The sequence below is a fragment of the Amycolatopsis sp. cmx-4-54 genome (assembly GCF_046548895.1).
Lineage (GTDB): Bacteria > Actinomycetota > Actinomycetes > Mycobacteriales > Pseudonocardiaceae > Amycolatopsis.
In genome coordinates, this window is record NZ_JAEBEJ010000008.1 from 350,311 (window position 1) to 367,167 (window position 16,857).

A 16,857-nucleotide genomic window follows, 5' to 3' on the forward strand; every position below is an offset into this window, starting at 1 on the left:
CGTAACGGGGCGCTAACGTTTCCTTCGATATGTCCATAAAGGACAGAGCGCGGCGGCGGCGAGGCACAGCCAGGCGAACACGTCACCGACACGGCTGTACACGGTCTGTGTTCTCGGCTGCACCGGCAGATCCGCTACGAGCGTCTGCTGATCCGTGCGGTGGTAGTCGGCGTGCCCGAGAACGCGGCCCTGGCTGTCCACAGCTGTGGAATTCCCGTGGGTGGAGTGCCGGAAGAGGGAGTAACCGTTTTCCACTGCGCGGAAGCCCGCCTTTTCCGCGTGCAGCGAGCCGAACCCCGGCCAGTCGTTGGCGGGGACGAGCATCAGCGAGGTCCCCTTGTCCGCGGCTTGGCGCATCAGGCCGGGGAAATCCGCGTCGTAACAGATCACCGCCGCCAGCCGTCCGTACGGCGAATCCGCGGTGGGGACGTTTCCCGGGCCGGGGTCATCGGCTCCATCGGCGTCGGATGCGTCTTGTCGTAGATCCACAGCACCTCACCGGACGGTCCGACGAGCACGACCACGTTGCGAATGTAGGGGGCCTGCGACGTGTAAAGCGCGTAGGCGACTCCGACGTGGACACGGGCTCGTTCCGCCTCGTCGCCGACCCGGCGCAGGAGAGCCGCCTGGTCGCGTTCCAGCACGTTGGCGTGCGTTTCCGGCCAGAGCACGATCTTCGCCCCGGCCGAAGCCTGCTGCCGGGTCCTGGCCACGAGCTCCTCGGTGACCGGTGCGAACGCCGCGCCGATCGCGACCGGGTCGGCGGCGGCGACTTCTTGGGCACGCCAGTACTTCACGCCGATCCGCTTCAGCTCGGCGGAACTCGCCTTGTCCGCGTCGTGCGAGGGGCTGATCCCCGCGACCCGCACGGTCTCCGTCGTGGGAGCGTCGAACAGCAACCGCGCGCCACCGGCGGCGAACACCACCCCGAGCAGGCAAACGTGGACGATGACCGTGCGCTTGACCGGCCGCCGGCCTTCCGCCCACACGGTGTTCGCCACCGACGCGAACCACGCCAGGACGAAGGTGAGGCCGTACACGCCGGTCACGGACGCCGTCTGGAGCAGCGGCAGGTTCGTGGCCTGGGTGCTGCCGAGCGCGCCGAAGTCCCCGAACCCGGTGATCACCGTGAAGAGGTACTCGCCCGCGACGAGCGTCACCGGGAACACCAGCGTCCTTATCGGCCCCGCCCGGCCGGCGAGCAGCCGATCGGCCAGGAACGCCGTCGTCTGCAGTACCGCGAGCAAGGTGAACGCGAACAGCGCGGAGAGCACGAACAACAAACTGGTGACCCCGAGCCAGAACAGCTGCCCGATCAGCAGGGACAGGCCCACCATCGGGATCGCCCGACGGAGCGGGACCAGGTGGGCGTAGCGGAGCAGGAAGACCGGGAACACCCAGGCCGCGAGCGGAACGTTCCAGTCGGTGTGGACGGCGAGCAGGAGCAACGCTGTGCCCAGCCACCAGAGCAGCCGTGGTTTCATACCGCGAACGGTAGGAAACCACGGCCGCCCGGACAGCCGACCTTGGGCAGCGAGGGACCCTTACTTTCGTCAGGAAACGTGGTCCCGGTAGGCCTGGACGGTCTCCGCGAGCACCTCGCCACCGGGGCGGCGCCAAAGGTCGGCGTCGAACACCTCGACCTCGATGGGCCCGGTGTAGCCGGCGGCCTCGACACACGCCTTCAGGTGCCGGTGGTCGATCGGGCCGTCACCGGGCAGCGCCCGGCCGAGCAGGGTGTCGGTCAGGGGCACCTTCTGATCGCAGACGTGGAATCCGGCGATCCGGCCCGCCGCCGCGGCGATCGACTCCTCGATCCGCGGATCCCACCACACGTGGAACTCGTCGACGATCACGCCGACCTGCTCGGCCGGATGTTCGCGCGCGATCGCCAGTGCCTGGTCCACTGTGGACAGAACGGACCGTTCGGCGCATTGCATGGGGTGCAGCGGTTCGAGACCGAGGCGGACCCCGCGCTCACCGGCGTACGGCGCCAGTTCGCCGACCGCGTCCGCGACCCGCTGCCGCGACGACTTGAGATCGCCGTGCACGCCGCCGACGACCAGGACGAGGACGTCGGCGCCCAGCGCGGCGGCTTCGTCGATCGCCTCCCTGGTCTGCGCGACACCGTCCACAGGGGACCCTTCCGGGGTGATCCCGGTGAAGAAACCGCCACGGCACAACGATGACACGCCGACGTCGTACTCCTTGAGCAGCCGGGCGGTCTCCTCGACACCGGTCTCGGCGACCTTGTCCCGCCACAGGCCGATCCAGCGGACGCCCGCCTCGGCGCAGCCCGCGACGGCCTCCGGCAGCGACCACGCCTTGGTGGTGATCTGGTTCAGGCTCAACCGGTCCATCAGGCCACCCCCGCCGCGGCCAGCAGCGGCCGCATCCGCGCGACGGCGAGGTCCGGGTCGGTGAGCGCGCCCGCGGCGTCCGCCAGGCGCAGCAGTTCTGCCAGATGCGTGATGGAGCGGGCCGACTCGCGGCCGGCGACCATGCGGAAGTGGTCCTGGTGCCCGTTGAGATAGGCGAGGAAGACGACGCCGGTCTTGTAGTTCCTGGTGGGAGCCCGGAAAATCGCCCGGCTCAGTGCCACCGTCGGGTCCAGCAGGCCGTGGAAGCCGTCCTTGTCGCCTTCGTCGAGCCGGGCGAGCGCGGCGCCGGCGACCTGCGCGACGGCGTCGAAGATGCCCAGAAGCGCTTCGCTGTGGCCCTGGTCGTCCCCGGCGATGAGCTCCGGGTAGTTGAAGTCGTCGCCGGTGTAGCACCTGACGCCTTCGGGCAGCGCGCGGCGGAATTCGGTCTCGATCGACGCGTCGAGCACCGAAACCTTGACCCCGGCGATCACGTCGGCGTGCTCGGTACAGAGCCTGCCCAGTTCCTTGGCCGCCTCGCGGACGTCGCCGTGGCCCCAGTAGCCCGCCAAGGCCGGGTCGAACTGCTCGCCCAGCCAGTGCAGCAGGACCGGGCGGTCCGCGCCGGAAAGCAGTTTCCCGTACGCGGCATGATAATCCGCGGGACCGGAAGCCGAGGCGGCCAGCGCCCGGCTGGCCATCACGACCGGGATCGCGCCCGCCTCGCCGACCAGGTCCAGCTGCTCCCGCCAGGCGTCCACAATGGACTCGGCGGTCGCCTCGCCATGGGGAAGCTGATCGGTGCCGACACCGGCCACCCACGGCCGTCCGGCGGCGAGTGCCCCGGTGCGCCGGATGAGGTCCTTGGTGGTGGCCCAGTCGAGGCCCATCCCGCGCTGCGCGGTGTCCATCGCTTCGGCGACGCCGAGACCGCAGGACCACAGGTGCTCGCGGAAGGCGAGTGTGGTGTCCCAGTCCAGCACCGCGCCTTCTTCGGGATCGGCGGGGGCGAGCGGGTCGGCGACCACGTGCGCGGCCGCGTAGGCGATCCGGGAGGTCGGCGGTGAGGCCGGTTTCGCGGGCGTTTCCGCCCCTCGGGGCGTCCACTCCGCCAGTCCGCCGTCGGCGGTGGGCAGGGCGATCAAGGTCATCGGGTCTCCGTGGCGCGGGGTGTGAGAAAGCGCTTTCTCACGCCACGGTAAGTCACCTCATGGGCCGTACACAAGGGTTTCAGCGTCTATTGGTGAACCCGCGTCCGCGATCGACGTCGGCAGGGCGCTGTCTGGTGGTCCACGTCACGGATGTGGACAAGGCGCCCTGCCACCACGATAGCGGGGCCTACGGCCGGGGCGGGTTCACGCTCGGTCGCCTTCGCAGGTCTGTCTTCAGCTCCGCCAGCAGGCTCAGCGAGTGGGAGCGGCGGTGCTGCGGCGCAGGACGACCTCGCCGGACATCCGCACCATCCGCGGCCGGGTGCCGGGGGAGGCCTTGAGTGCCAGGTCCATGGCCCGTTCGCCCAGCTTCTCCAGCGGCAGCGCGACCGTGCTCAGCGCGGGCGTGAGATCGCGCACTACCGGGATGTCGTCGAAACCGGCGATCGACATCTCTTCGGGCATGGAGACGCCGGCGTCGCGCAGCGCCGACATCGCGCCGATGGCCATCACGTCGGTCACCGCGAACACGCAGGTGGGCCACTGCTTCCGCGGCCGGGCGAGGACCTTCTCCATCGCCTCGTAGCCGCCGTCGCGGGTGAACGCCGCCTCGAAGACGTCGTCCTCGGCCAATTCGACGCCTTGCTCCAGCAGTTCCGCGGCGAAGCCGTCGAGGCGGTCCACGACGGTGGTCAGGCTCTTGGGCCCGGCGAGTACGGCGAACCGCCGGTGCCCGAGGCCGAGCAGGGCCTTCGCCAATTCGGCGCCGCCACCGCGGTTGTCGGGCTGGACGGTGTCCACTTTGAGCCCGCGATGCCTGCTGACCGCGGCGACGTGCCCGCCGCCGCGCCGGTACGGTTCGAGTTCGGCGGCCATCGCCTTTTCCCACGCCTTGTCCTCGAACGCGGAACCGATCAGCAGAATGGCCGACGCGCGCTGGGCGCGCAGCGTCGAAACGTAGGCGACCTCCTTGGCCGGATCGCGGAAAGTGCTCGCGAGCATCACCAGAAGATCGTTTTCACTCGCCACCCGCATGACCCCGCTGGCGATCGCGGCGAAATACGGATCGCCGACGTCATGGCAGATCACCCCAACGGTGGGCTGTGAGCCACCGGCCAATGCCTGAGCGTGAGCATTGGGGGTATAGGACAGCTCGGAGGCCGCGGCGATCACTCGTTCGCGGAGATCTCCCCGGACGGTGGCGGTGCCGTTGAGTACGCGGGACGCGGTCGCGAGCGACACGTCCGCGGTGCGCGCCACGTCCTCCAGCGTCACGTGGGGGCGAGCCTTCATCGATCCTCCAAGCGGGCGTTTGGGGCATAGTGGCGGACATGCTCGGCCTTTACCCGGAAATCGAACCTTACGTCCAAGGGATGTTGCCCGTCGGTGACGGCAACGAGATCTATTGGGAGGAATGCGGCGATCCCGAGGGCAAGCCGGTGATCTTCCTCCACGGCGGCCCCGGAGGCGGTTCGAGTCCGAGACATCGCAGACTGTTCGACCCCGAGCGGTACCGGATCGTCCTTTTCGATCAACGCGGTTGCGGGCGCAGCACGCCGAACTGCGCCACCCCGGAGGCCGATCTCTCGGTCAACACGACGTGGCATCTGGTCGCCGACATCGAGCGCTTGCGCGAGCATCTGGACATCGAACACTGGATGGTCTTCGGCGGCTCGTGGGGGAGTGTGCTCGGCCTGACCTACGCGGAAACCCACCCCGGACGGGTCACGGAACTCGTCCTTCGCGGCGTCGCGACCTTGCGGGTGAAGGAACTCCAATGGCTCTATGGCGGGGGAGCGGCGTACCTCTTCCCGGAGGCGTGGTCGCGTTTCCTGGCCCCGGTGCCGTTTTCGCGCCGGCAGGAGAACCTGATCGAGGTCTATCACGAACTGCTGAGCCATCCGGATCCCGCCGTGCACGGCCCCGCCGCGATCGCGTGGAGCCGCTGGGAAGGGGAGACGGTCAAACTGCGGCCGCAGGACGAAGTGATCGACGCGTTCAGCGATCCTTCGTTCGCCCTCGCGATCGCGCGGATCGAAAACCACTACTTCCGGCACGGCGGCTGGCTGGCCGAAGATCAGCTGCTGCGCGACGCCGGGAAGCTACGGGACATCCCGTGCGTTCTGGTCCAGGGACGCTACGACGTGGTCACCCCGGCCATCACCGCGTGGGAGCTCAGCCAGGTGCTGGCGGGCGCGGAACTGAAGATCGCGGGCGACTCGGGTCACGCGTTCGACGAACCCGGCATCCTGCACGAGTTGATCAGCGCGACCGACCGATTCGCGTCAGACTGGCAGGGCGCCGGTACACCCCAGGACGAGGAGAGGAACGCAGACATGCTTTTCGGTGACGAGCACGTCCGTCGCTACGAAGAGACCGACGGCGAGGTGGGCCACGACTGGGAGAAGGGCGCGCCCTGCCTCGTCCTCACGACGAAGGGCCGCAAGACCGGTGAGGACCGCAAGTTCGCGCTGATCTACCAGTTCGACGACGAGGGCAACCCGGTGATCGTGGCGTCCAAGGGCGGCGCGCCGGAGGACCCGGGCTGGTACAAGAACCTGCAGGCCAACCCCGAGGTCAAGGCCCAGGTCAAGGCGGACAAGTTCACCGCACGGGCCCGGACCCTCGAAGGCGAGGAGCGCGCGAAGCTGTGGGAGAAGCTCGCCGCGGTCTGGCCGGACTACAACGAGTACGCGAAGAAGACCGACCGTGAGATCCCCGTGGTGGTGCTCGAGCGCGTGTGATCCGCGCCGCGTTCGTGCGTGGTTTCAGCCGAACCCGGGCGGGTTCGGCTACGAATTACGTCCATGGTGCTGAGACCCCGCGAACGCTGGACCGCGCTGAGCCCCGCTTCGGGTGACCTGCTGACGTTCCGCCAGATGATCGCCTTCGGCCGGCGCTTCGCCCGCGCCGGCCGGGGCGCCTGGTTCGCCATCGCGATCAACGTCGTGTGGCCGTTCCTGGTGCTGTTCACCCGGTTCCGGGTGCGCGGCGGGGAGCACCTGCCCTCGTCGGGCGGCTTCCTGGTCGCGTCGAACCACCTCTCGTTCGCCGATCCGACGACGGTGACCGCGTACTGCCTCGCGCACGGCCGGGTGCCGCGCTACCTGGCGAAGGCGAGCCTGTGGGACGCGCCCGTCGTCGGTTCGGTGATGCGCTCCGGCAAGCACATCCCCGTCTATCGCGGCGCGGCCACGGCGTCCGACGCGTACCGCGACGCCGTCAGCGCCGTCCGCGAGGGTGAATGCGTCGTCATCTTCCCGGAGGCGACCTTCACCGATCACCCGGACGGGTGGCCCATGCGCGGCAAGACCGGCATCGCGCGGATCGCGCTGGAGACCGGTGTCCCGGTGATCCCGCTGGCGAACTGGGGCACGCACCACCTGCTGCCGTCCGACGCCGTGCTTCCGCGCGCCTTCCCGCGCAAGACCGTGAACCTGGTCGCCGGTCCGCCGGTGGACCTCTCGGACCTCGTGACGCCCTCGCCGTCCCGTGAGGTGCTGGAGGAGGCCACGAAACGGATCATGACCGCGGTGACCGAACTGCTGATCGAGATCCGCGGCGCGCGCCCCGAGTAGGCAGTCTCACCCTTCGGACCGTCCCGGTGAAGGGTAGGTTTCGGGGTATGAGTGCACACTATGACGTCGTTGTCCTGGGGGCCGGAGTCGGCGGTTACGTGGCGGCGATCCGGGCGTCGCAACTGGGGCTGAGCGCGGCGGTCGTGGAGGAGAAATACTGGGGCGGTGTCTGCCTCAACGTCGGCTGCATCCCGTCGAAGGCGCTGCTGCGCAACGCCGAGCTCGCGCACATCGTGACCAAAGAGGCGAAGTCGTTCGGGATCCAGGTGGAGGGGAAGGTCAGCTTCGACTACCAGGCCGCCTTCGACCGCAGCCGCAAGGTCGCGGACGGGCGCGTCAAGGGCGTGCACTTCCTGATGAAGAAGAACAAGATCACCGAATGCGACGGGCACGGCACCTTCCTCGACGCCAACACCATCGAGGTCAACGGTGAACGGGTCACCTTCGACCACTGCGTGATCGCCACCGGCGCCACCGCGCGCCTGCTGCCGGGCACCACGCGCAGCGACCGCGTGGTCACCTACGAACAGCAGATCATGGAAAACGAGCTGCCGGCGAGCATCATCATCGCCGGCGCGGGCGCGATCGGCGTCGAATTCGCCTACGTGCTGCACAACTACGGCGTGAAGGTGACCATCGTCGAGTACCTCGACCGGATGGTCCCGCTCGAGGACGCCGAGGTCTCCGCGGAACTCGCGCGCCGCTACCGGAAGCTCGGCATCGAGGTGCTGACCTCCACCAAGGTCGAGTCGATCGACGACACCGGCGAGCAGGTCCTCGTGACCGTGTCGAAGAACGGCGAGCAGCAGGTCCTCGAGGCGGACAAGGTGTTGCAGGCCATCGGTTTCCAGCCGCGGGTGGAAGGTTATGGGCTGGACAAGACCGGCGTGGAACTGACCGAACGCGGCGCCATCGCCATCGACTCGCGCGGCCGCACCAACGTCCCGCACATCTTCGCGATCGGTGACGTCACCGCGAAACTGATGCTCGCGCACGCGTCCGAATCCATGGGCGTCGTCGCCGCCGAAACCATCGCGGGCGCCGAGACCATGGAACTCGACTTCGTGATGATCCCGCGCGCGACCTACTGCCAGCCGCAGATCGCCAGCTTCGGCTGGACCGAAGAACAGGCCCGCAAAAAGGGCTTCGACGTCCAGGTGGCGAAGTTCCCCTTCACCGCCAACGGAAAGGCGCACGGCCTCGGCGAGGCTGTCGGCTTCGTGAAGATCCTGAGCGATGCTACGCACGGCGAGCTTCTGGGTGCGCACCTGATCGGCCCCGAGGTGACCGAACTGCTGCCGGAGCTGACTTTGGCGCAGCAGTGGGACCTCACGGTGCACGAAATCGCGCGGAACGTGCACGCTCACCCGACCCTTGGGGAAGCGGTCAAGGAAGCCGTGCACGGCCTCGCGGGCCACATGATCAACATGTAAGCGTGAACCTGCCCTGACCTGCTGGTTTGCGGGTCAGGGCAGGTGTCAGGCCGTGGCCAGGCCGTCATGCAGCCTGGTCGCCGAGCGCGTCATCGAAGAAGTCGTCGACGGCCTTCCGTGTCCGGGCGTGGCTACTCGGCAGGAGATGCGTGTACACCCGGAGCGTGAAGCCGGGGTCGGTGTGACCGAGGTACTGAGACAGCGCCTTGATCGACTCGCCAGCGTCGAGCAGGACCGAGGCGTAGAGGTGCCGCAGCGCGTGCACGCCGTCCGCCCTGGTCGGCTTCTCCACTCCGGCATCCTTGAGCGCGGGCAGCCAGAAGTTCACCCGGAACCACTCCGCCCGGAAGACCCGCCCGTACCCGTTGACCATGAGCAGACGGACCGTGGTGGGTTCGCCGCCCGGATGCGACCAGGGGAGCGTGACTTCGGTCGCCGGGAACTCCTCGGCGTACTCGTCGAGGAGGCCGAGCAGCTTCCGCCCGATCGGCACCTCACGTGACTTACCGCCCTTGGGCGGAGCGAACACCGGTTTCCCGGCTACCACGCGCACCTGTCGGGTGATGTACGCCAGGTCCTTGCTCCGGTCGACGTCATCGAGCGAGAACCCGAACAGCTCACCCTTCCGCAGGCCCAGACCGGCAGGGACGTCGACAGCGGGCTTGTACCGCCTCGGAAGGTTGTCTCGCACCGCCCGAGCCCGTTCGCGGGACCAGGGGACGACCTGATTCCGGCTCGCCCTCGGGCGCGAGATCACCTTGGACAGCGCCGGATTCTCCGAGATCTTCTTGTCCGCCATCGCGAAGTTCAGGATCGACACCAGGTGCCCGAAGTAGAGCGCCCGCGAGGTCTCCGAGGCTTCGTCGTCCTGGAGCTTCCGTAGCCACGTCTGAATGTGACTCGGCCGGATCGACCCGACCGCCTTCTTGCCGAAGTACGGAAGCAAGTGGACGTTGACGCGCGTCGCGAAGCGCTCCCGGCTGGTGTAGTCGACCGTCTGCGAGTCCAGCCAGCTCTGTGCGACGACCTCAAAGAGCACCTGACCCGCGCGCGGGTCGATGTACTTGCCCTCGCGCTTGTCCGACTCCATCTCGATCAGGAAGTCTTCGGCACGCTTCTTTTGCTTGTCCGGAAAGGACTTTGACCGTTCGCAACCCTCTGGGTCGAGGTAGCGGACCTTGTACCGCATACCGATGCCGTACAGCTCGGTCTTCTCCAGAACGGGCTTTCCGCGAGCGTTGAGCCGCAGGTTTCCCTTGGCGTCCTTGGCGGGTTTGTACCAGCGGTCTTGGATGTGTCCCATCAGGCGGCCTCCTCAGCAACCCAGGCCCGGACCTTCGTCGGGTCGTAGCGGAGGTGACGGCCGATCTTGCGTACCGGCGGCCCCTCGCCGAGCCATTTCCATTGGTAGAGCGTCTTCACTGGCACGCGGAGATAGTCCGCGACGTCTTCGACTGACCACAGTGGATCGATGCTGTCCATGCCTTCCCCCTTAAGCCGCGAGCGGAGTTGCCGAAAGATTTGGAGGACTCTGCGCGGCGAGTAGTGCTTTGTCGTACTCGGCTTTCCAGGTGATGCGTTCGGAGATGGCGTGCATGACCAGGTGGTCCCGAGGTGGCACGGACGGATCGCCGGAGTCGACCTTGCGCCAGACCAACCGTGCCGGATCGGGGGCAGGCTTCTCGATCCCGACCGCCGCCAGCGCCTCCAGGACGAAGGCTTTCCGGTCGGCCTTGTGGTCGACGAGCGCCTTGCCGGACCACTTCCGCGACACCAGCACGCGCCGCCCCGGCAGGCCGAGCGTTGTTCGCCGGTGCGCCCGTCCCTTGCAGTGCCCTGGTGTGGTCTTTCCGTTGGCGCCCTTGGGATTGATGCCGTAGAGCAGCCACACGGCGCACTGGGGCGAGCAGGGCGTCACCGACAGCTCTGCGTGCAACCGGTCGTGGTGATCACGCTGCCTCGCCGTGTCGGCTTCCACGACCTCACCCGTGGACTTGGTGAGGTACTTCGTGAGATAGCCGATATGCCGCCCGGCCTCTTCCGAGCCGCCGAGGATGCCCTTGGAGTGCACCTGCCGCCCGAAGGTGACCACATGCGCCGGGTCTTCCACGGCTTCGACGGCGTCGTCCCAGTCGGTCAGTGGTGCACGGGTGTCCGGGTCGACGAACACTCTGCGGTCGCCGTCCCACAGCGGCATCCGGTCGACGTAGACCACTTCGTCGTGCGCAGGCCACCAGACCTGGTGGTAGGTGGCTTCGGTGACTTGGCGGATGACGTCGTGCGGCACCGATCCCCGGATCGCCGCGTGCAGGTGTGGGGCGGCCCGTCGTTGGGGTTCGACGGTGGCGAAGTACTGCGCGTCCCAGCCGACTACTCGCCGGAGGTTCTGCCACCACCTGTCGACGAGCGCCGAGAAGTGGACTGCGTCCCGAGCGGCCCGCCGGTAGTCATAGGTTGACGGGTTGACCGGGGCGCCGTCGGAGCGGACCGGGCCGTAGGTGTCGCAGGTGAGCGTGACGAACATCGAGGGCCGGAACCTGCCCGCGTACTCACGGCCGAGCGTGGTCTTCGCGACCTTGCGACGAGGCAGGTTCGGCGCGTCCTGCCGCCGCTTGGTGGACCGCTTCACCGCCTTCTTCGTGGGCATGTCGATTGAAGGGAGGCGGCCCCTCATCCCGAGTTGCCGAAGTTCCTCATCGACTCCCTGGATCTCCTCCCTCAGCTCATCCGCTTCGGCCTGGTCTGTCTCTTGCCGGTAAGCGGCGACGAGGTCAGCCCGGAACGCCAGTAGCTCCGTCTGTGTCTCGGACGGTGGCTGTGCGGTGACGTCGGGTTCTGCGGTCATGTGCCAGCCCTCGCGGCACTGAACCTGTCGCAGCGCTTTGGCCTTGCGCGCACAGGGCAGGCACACCGATTCGACCGTCGAGCCGCAGGGAACGGGGACGTACCGGAGTTCGCCGGTGTCGGTGTCGCCAACTTCCATCGTGAACGGCCGGACGCACACGCCGTGCTTCTCAGCGGTCGCCTTGACCACGTCCGACGCCAGCGGTTCCCGCATACGAATGGCCCGGGTTTTGGCCGGCGGGGTCACCGCGGCTGCCTTCGTGCTCATCAGGCGGCCACCTCCCCAGGGCGGTTCCACTGCCGCAGCACGAACACCGGCATCTCCTGCCGCATCCCCGCAGGCAGATCCGGGAAGGTCGCTTCGTCGAACCAGACACCGCCGTAGACCACCACCGGGATGCCACAGGGAGTCCGGCCACTCAGTTCCAGGTGCACCGACCCGCCACGCTCCGGACGCCACAGCGAAGCCGTCACGTCGTCGAGCGAGGCAGCCCAGGTGAGCAGCCCACGGGCAACCTCCTCCAGGCGGTCAGAGTCGAGCTGCACCGTGATCGGATCAGGACCCGCCCCAACCCGGACTGAGGCGGCCGGAGGCAGCGCGAACGAGTCCAGGTGGTCGCGGATCGCGTCGAGGAAGACCATCAGCCTGTTCACGCCGCCACCCCCTCAGGACCGCGACGGGTGGCCAAGTCGACGACATGAGCACCGCCGTTGGTCACGTAGGTCTCCAGCGCCTTGACCGTCTCGTCCGGCACCCAGCCAGCCCGGACCCGCAGTGGTTCGCGGATGCCCTCGCCCCAGATGTAGCCGACGCCCGCAGCCGACTCCTCGATCCGGTTCGCCCACGCGCCCCGCTCATAGGCACCGTCGCCGAGGACCATCCCGACGTGTGTCTTCGAGGTGACGCGCAGGCACACCCGCCGGGGGAACAGCTCTCGAACCGGAACGGTGTCCTTGGTCGGTTCCTGGACATAGCCGCGCACCGTGTAGCCCAGCGCCCGACCTTGAGTCGTCAGAATGGCGACCCGTTCGACGATGGCTTCGCGGGTCTTGCGGTCGGTGTACTTGGTGAGTGCGCCGATCTCGTCGAACTCCAGAACCTCCAACGGGTACTCGGTGGAGATCGGCACCTCACGGGTGCGCCCGGCGAACTCACGCTTACGGGACTCAAGACCATCGAGGAGGTCGTCCAGGACCCCGATGGCTTCCTTACCAGCAACCCCGTAGCGGGCGAAGATTCCGCGCCCGTAGGCGAGTTCCATCCCCTTGGGGTCGATCCCCGAGACGCGCACCGTTCCGGCCCGGATCGCCGAGGCCGCCGACACCAGCGGGGACCACATCACCGAGTTCTTCCCGGCCCCTGTCGCCCCGGCGACGAGCATGTGCGCGCCCGGACCGGTCAGCGGCAGCCGCCAGTCCTTCCCGTACTCGGTCCGTCCGGCGAACACCCGCCGCAGATCCACGCCGTCGACGGCCGCCAGCTCGGGCAGCGCCGCACAGTCCACCGGGGCTTTGAGAAGGTCACGGCGCTGGAAGTCGAGGGAGACGACGTTGGGTGCCAGCTCGCGCACCTGGCACCGCGTGACCTTGCGAGCCACGGCCAGGGCGCGGGCGGCGTCGTCGAAGTCCTCCGGCTTCTGCCCTGGCACGAGCCGGACGCGGACCTCATCCCAGGACGGTCCCGACTTCACACCCAGTACCTTCGGGACCTGAACCGCAGCACCACCGCCCGCAGCACGAGAGACAGCCTTCCGGCGACGGCCGACCAGGTTCACGGTGACTTCGACGGGCACGGTGCCGTCAGAGATGGACAGGCCGCAGGCGTGCAGCCAGCCCGGCAGTTTCCGGGCGTAGGTGAACCAGCGCAGCCACCACGCCCGCAGGAACCGGCCACAGCCCCGGTCGAACGACACCACGTCGAGCAGCCGCCACGCCATCAGCGCCAGGCTGACCGAACCCGCTGTGATGACCAGCGAGAGCCAGCCGAGCCACTGCCACCAGGCCACCACGGCTAGGACACCGACGCTGGTCCGCCAGTGCGTGAAGACCTGCTTTCCCAGCCACACCAACAGTTTCACGGCCGACCACAGGGCGATGAAGACCACCGCAGCAGCGGCGAGAACTTCCGCGATCGTGGCGAGCGCGCGGCCGAGCTTGTGCAGTAGCCACACCACCACGCCGAGCACCCCGCCGCCGACGAGAAGGAAACCGATCCCGTTCATCGGCGACCACCGCCGGTCAGATCCAGCGGAAGCATCCCCCGGCAGGGAGCACATTCGGTCTCGCCGGGCAGGAGCTTCGCGAACCGCTTGCAGACTGTGCAGCGCGTTCGGGTGACCCCGTCTAGTGGCCGGTTGTTGTCATCGTTTAGCGTTGTCATTGTTCACTTCCAGAGGTTGTGGACAGCGCAGGACCGGCGAGGTTTCCTAGGCCAGGTACCGGTTCTGCGCCTTACGAGACACGGGAAGCGCGTGAGGACGTGTTTGTACGCCGCACGTCCCCACGCACGTTTTCCCTACTGCTGTTCAGTTCTCAGCTAGCTTCCGACTTGTTCTTCTGGATCTGCGCGGCCACCTCCTCCGCCTTGCGCTCCTCATAGCCCACCCAGTAACGGAGTTCGTGGTGGTGCGCGCGATCCACATCGGACACTTCGCGATACATGCGCGCGTTGGCCTGATGGAACTTCAGCCACGTCGTCAGGTTCGACCCCGGCTTCGGGCGACGAGCGGAGGCGACGAGGTGCGCGTCCTTCAACGTTTGTGGCTCATTCCGGCCGGGCGTCGTCATCGCGCACCGTCGCGTGTTTGCCGAGGAACACGGCCAGTTCGTCCGCGCTGTCGCGGATTTGGCGAAGGAGCCGGATGAACTCCGGCCACTCGGCCGGGTCGGACGGCGGCAGGATCGCCAGACTGTCCGGGTCGAGATAGATCACCAGAGCTGGGTTCGCCGAACCATTGCCCTGCATTCCCGCGACCGCCTGCTGTCCCGGCTTCCACATCGCGTTGAACGCCACGGCCTTGCCCTTCCTCGCTGTAGGCGCGCATCTCCCACGACCGCGCGTTCTCCTCGAACCCCTCAGCAGCCGCCGACACCGCAGCCAGCACCCACCACGGCAACTGGCCCTGAGCCGCCAGGTCTCGCCATGCCGACGCCACCGCCAAGGAAGCGACGGCCACGTCATGCGCCGCCAGGGCGTCCCCGCCCTGCGCAGTCCGCTGCGTCATCGCGCTGTAGTGGCGGTAAGCGGCTTCCCAGGTCTGGACCAGGTGCGGGGATGCCGCCCCCGGCGCCCCGCCCACCATCACGCCGCCTTGGGCGTTGACTCGGCAGCGGCGGAGGCCCGGCCCGACTTCGACCCGCCACCAGCGGCCGCAGCCTTGAAGCCGGTCGCGCGGAACACGTAGGACTGGTACTTGAACTCGCCTTGACCAGCCACCTTCGGCTCAGCCGTCAGCCCCTCCAGTTCGATCGGCCTCATACCCGGCAGCACCTCCGACGTCGTTGGCACCGGCTGCACATCGGCCAGCAACGTGATCTCGAACGATGCGCGCTTGGCCTTCGTCTCGTCCGGGTCGGTCACGGTGACCTTCCACTGACGCTTGCCTGTCACTTCGTCGACCCGCTGACGCGCCGGGCGACCCGCAGCACGGTCTTCCCGCGACTGGTACTCGTTGTCCGGCGAGACCTCGCCGACCATCACGAGGCCCTGCGCGAACGCTTCGTCGAAGTCGATGGTGAAGCGGTGTCCTTTGTAGATAGCCATGTTGTTAGTTCCCTTGCTTGTCTGTCGGCACTTCGTCGCCGTCTTTGCCCCTTGCGGCAGCCGCGTTCAGTGCGGCCTGTACCTCTGCGAGTTCTCTCCCCAGCACCGCTATCGCGTCGGAATCGACGAGCAGGACCACGGGGAACGCCTTGCCGAAACGGATCTCCGCCCGGTTGGCGTAAGTGAGCGCGCGGACGCGGATCGGCAGGTCTGCCGTGACGTGGATCTGGACCGTGTCGCGCATCGGGCGCTCAGATCGCGAACCGGCGAGCTGTCCACGTTCCCGAGCCGCGCGCGGACGCTGCCCGACCGGCGGTTGGAGTCGTCATGCCTGCCTCCCTCTTGGTGTCGAGGTGCTGGGGCGAGTCCCCGGCAACCTGGCACCTAATCTCGGCCAAAACGCGGGACGTGATCACCATCTGGCGGGACATCTAGGGACGTCCCTGGTACGGTCGAAGACGTCCCTAAAAGTCCCTAGGAGGGCGGATGCCGAACGAACGCCTGCGGGACGCCCTGCTGCGCAACGGCCTCACGCTGGAACAAGTCGCCGACGCCACCGGGGTCGATCAGAAGACCGTGGAACGGTGGATCACCAAGGGGCGGACGCCGTACCCGAAGCACCGCCACAAGATCGCCGCGATGGCGCGCGAGTCCGAGACCTACCTCTGGCCGGACTCGGTGGCCCCGGAGCGCAAGGCCGAGACGGCTGCCGCCGAGGTCGTGCGCGTGTTCCCGCACCGCAACGCCATCCCCGTCGAACTGTGGGACCGGCTGATCAAGGAAGCGACGGACACCGTCGAAGTCCTGGTCCACGCCGCACTGTTCTTGGTGGAGCGCCCGCGGTTCATCAAGGACCTGACAGCAAAAGCCCAGGCCGGGGCCAAGATTCGGCTGATTTTTGGAGATCCCGAAGGGGAGAGCGTCGCTCTGCGCGGCGACGAGGAGCAGCTAGGCGACGGGACACTTGCCGCGCGCATCCGCAACGCGCTGGCGTTCTACCGGCCGCTGATCGGGGTAGACGGGGTGGAGATGCGCTTCCACAACACCACGCTCTACAACTCGATTTTCCGCTTCGACGACGAAATGATCATCAACACGCACGTCTACGGCTTCCAGGGAGCCCACGCCCCATCCCTGCACCTCCGCCGGCTATCCGCCGGAGACCTCTTCGAGACCTACTCGGAGAGCTTCGAAGCCGTCTGGAACCTCGCCAAGCCCGCCACCTTCTAGGAGGCCACACATGGCACGCGTCGACTACTACAACGACCCGAACGCCCCCAAGGCCAACAGCATCGTGGTCGCCGTGTCCGCGTTCATCCAGGACGACGAAGGCCGCATCCTCATGATCCGGCGCACCGACAACGACCTGTACTCGATCCCCGGTGGACAGCTCGAACTTGGGGAGACCTTGGCGCAGGCCGCCGTGCGGGAGGTTCGCGAGGAGACCGGCATTGAGTGCGAGGTGACCGGGGTTATCGGACTGTACTCGAATCCCAACCACGTCATCGCGTACGACGATGGCGAGGTGCGGCAAGAGTTCTCCATCTGCTTCCGCGCAGACGCGATAGGCGGTAAGCCGTCAACAAGTAGCGAAAGCAAGGAAGTTCTCTGGGTAGAAGCTGCTCAAATCTCTAAGCTGAGCGTACACGAATCGATTCGTCGTCGTATTGACGATGCACTGAAGAAGCAAGCGTCAGCTTTTTACAGTTAGTGCTACTTGATTAAATG

The 16,857-nt window shown here is 67.5% G+C and carries 17 protein-coding genes and 1 pseudogene; 5 read left to right on the forward strand and 13 right to left on the reverse strand.

Going from position 1 to position 16,857, the window contains the following annotated elements; genetic code table 11:
* Positions 1 to 12: 12 nt before the first annotated feature.
* From ACLJQ7_RS26895 to ACLJQ7_RS26910, 4 genes and pseudogenes are all read right to left on the reverse strand, one after another.
* A pseudogene (locus tag ACLJQ7_RS26895) lies at positions 13 to 1,484 on the reverse strand (apolipoprotein N-acyltransferase).
* 69 nt (positions 1,485 to 1,553) lie between these two features.
* Complete coding sequence (locus tag ACLJQ7_RS26900) at positions 1,554 to 2,360, reverse strand: sugar phosphate isomerase/epimerase family protein (RefSeq protein WP_410650938.1); 807 nt, start codon at positions 2,358 to 2,360, stop codon at positions 1,554 to 1,556.
* On the reverse strand, positions 2,360 to 3,511 hold the full coding sequence (locus ACLJQ7_RS26905; RefSeq protein WP_410650940.1) for a dihydrodipicolinate synthase family protein: 1,152 nt from the start codon (positions 3,509 to 3,511) through the stop codon (positions 2,360 to 2,362). The genes ACLJQ7_RS26900 and ACLJQ7_RS26905 overlap by 1 nt, the downstream gene beginning before the upstream one ends.
* 252 nt (positions 3,512 to 3,763) lie before the next feature.
* Complete coding sequence (locus ACLJQ7_RS26910) at positions 3,764 to 4,804, reverse strand: LacI family DNA-binding transcriptional regulator (protein WP_410650941.1); 1,041 nt, start codon at positions 4,802 to 4,804, stop codon at positions 3,764 to 3,766.
* A 38-nt stretch (positions 4,805 to 4,842) separates the two neighbouring features.
* On the opposite strand from ACLJQ7_RS26910, the gene pip reads away from it, so the two are divergent.
* The 3 genes from pip to lpdA all read left to right on the forward strand — a co-directional run bounded on the left by pip (position 4,843) and on the right by lpdA (position 8,522).
* Entirely contained in the window at positions 4,843 to 6,255 is a 1,413-nt protein-coding gene (gene pip / locus ACLJQ7_RS26915) for a prolyl aminopeptidase (RefSeq protein ID WP_410650942.1), read from the forward strand.
* Positions 6,256 to 6,318: 63 nt separating this feature from the next.
* The gene (locus tag ACLJQ7_RS26920; protein WP_410650943.1) at positions 6,319 to 7,089 is read left to right on the forward strand and encodes a lysophospholipid acyltransferase family protein; all 771 of its coding nucleotides are present in this window, start codon (positions 6,319 to 6,321) and stop codon (positions 7,087 to 7,089) included.
* A gap of 47 nt (positions 7,090 to 7,136) precedes the next feature.
* A complete protein-coding gene (gene lpdA, locus ACLJQ7_RS26925; RefSeq protein WP_410650944.1) occupies positions 7,137 to 8,522 on the forward strand; it encodes a dihydrolipoyl dehydrogenase in 1,386 nt (461 codons plus the stop codon).
* A gap of 64 nt (positions 8,523 to 8,586) precedes the next feature.
* Here lpdA and ACLJQ7_RS26930 read toward each other — a convergent pair whose 3' ends face one another.
* The 9 genes from ACLJQ7_RS26930 to ACLJQ7_RS26970 form a co-directional block, all read right to left on the reverse strand.
* A complete protein-coding gene (locus ACLJQ7_RS26930) occupies positions 8,587 to 9,825 on the reverse strand; it encodes a tyrosine-type recombinase/integrase (RefSeq protein WP_410650945.1) in 1,239 nt (412 codons plus the stop codon).
* Positions 9,825 to 10,004: a helix-turn-helix domain-containing protein gene (locus ACLJQ7_RS26935; protein WP_007033922.1), complete on the reverse strand. Its 180-nt coding sequence runs from the start codon at positions 10,002 to 10,004 to the stop codon at positions 9,825 to 9,827. The genes ACLJQ7_RS26930 and ACLJQ7_RS26935 overlap by 1 nt, the downstream gene beginning before the upstream one ends.
* A gap of 10 nt (positions 10,005 to 10,014) precedes the next feature.
* A complete protein-coding gene (locus tag ACLJQ7_RS26940; RefSeq protein ID WP_410650946.1) occupies positions 10,015 to 11,634 on the reverse strand; it encodes a replication initiator in 1,620 nt (539 codons plus the stop codon).
* Entirely contained in the window at positions 11,634 to 12,020 is a 387-nt protein-coding gene (locus tag ACLJQ7_RS26945) for a hypothetical protein (RefSeq protein ID WP_410650947.1), read from the reverse strand. The genes ACLJQ7_RS26940 and ACLJQ7_RS26945 overlap by 1 nt, the downstream gene beginning before the upstream one ends.
* A complete protein-coding gene (locus ACLJQ7_RS26950; RefSeq protein WP_410650948.1) occupies positions 12,017 to 13,588 on the reverse strand; it encodes an FtsK/SpoIIIE domain-containing protein in 1,572 nt (523 codons plus the stop codon). The genes ACLJQ7_RS26945 and ACLJQ7_RS26950 overlap by 4 nt, the downstream gene beginning before the upstream one ends.
* 310 nt (positions 13,589 to 13,898) lie before the next feature.
* Positions 13,899 to 14,153, reverse strand: coding sequence for an AMED_5909 family protein (locus ACLJQ7_RS26955; protein ID WP_340686487.1), 255 nt, complete (start codon positions 14,151 to 14,153; stop codon positions 13,899 to 13,901).
* The gene (locus ACLJQ7_RS26960) at positions 14,131 to 14,379 is read right to left on the reverse strand and encodes a hypothetical protein (RefSeq protein WP_410576348.1); all 249 of its coding nucleotides are present in this window, start codon (positions 14,377 to 14,379) and stop codon (positions 14,131 to 14,133) included. Before ACLJQ7_RS26960 ends, ACLJQ7_RS26955 begins: the two co-directional genes overlap by 23 nt.
* Before the next feature lie 288 nt (positions 14,380 to 14,667).
* Positions 14,668 to 15,129: a hypothetical protein gene (locus ACLJQ7_RS26965; RefSeq protein WP_410650949.1), complete on the reverse strand. Its 462-nt coding sequence runs from the start codon at positions 15,127 to 15,129 to the stop codon at positions 14,668 to 14,670.
* 4 nt (positions 15,130 to 15,133) lie between these two features.
* Positions 15,134 to 15,373, reverse strand: coding sequence for a hypothetical protein (locus tag ACLJQ7_RS26970; RefSeq protein ID WP_410650950.1), 240 nt, complete (start codon positions 15,371 to 15,373; stop codon positions 15,134 to 15,136).
* 242 nt (positions 15,374 to 15,615) lie between these two features.
* Here ACLJQ7_RS26970 and ACLJQ7_RS26975 point away from each other — a divergent pair, with 242 nt between their 5' ends.
* Both ACLJQ7_RS26975 and ACLJQ7_RS26980 read left to right on the forward strand, forming a co-directional pair.
* The gene (locus ACLJQ7_RS26975; RefSeq protein ID WP_378367166.1) at positions 15,616 to 16,359 is read left to right on the forward strand and encodes a DUF5919 domain-containing protein; all 744 of its coding nucleotides are present in this window, start codon (positions 15,616 to 15,618) and stop codon (positions 16,357 to 16,359) included.
* 10 nt (positions 16,360 to 16,369) lie between these two features.
* Positions 16,370 to 16,840 carry an NUDIX hydrolase gene (locus tag ACLJQ7_RS26980; RefSeq protein ID WP_410650951.1) on the forward strand — a complete coding sequence of 157 codons (471 nt, stop codon included), beginning with the start codon at positions 16,370 to 16,372 and terminating at the stop codon, positions 16,838 to 16,840.
* Positions 16,841 to 16,857 lie beyond the last annotated feature (17 nt).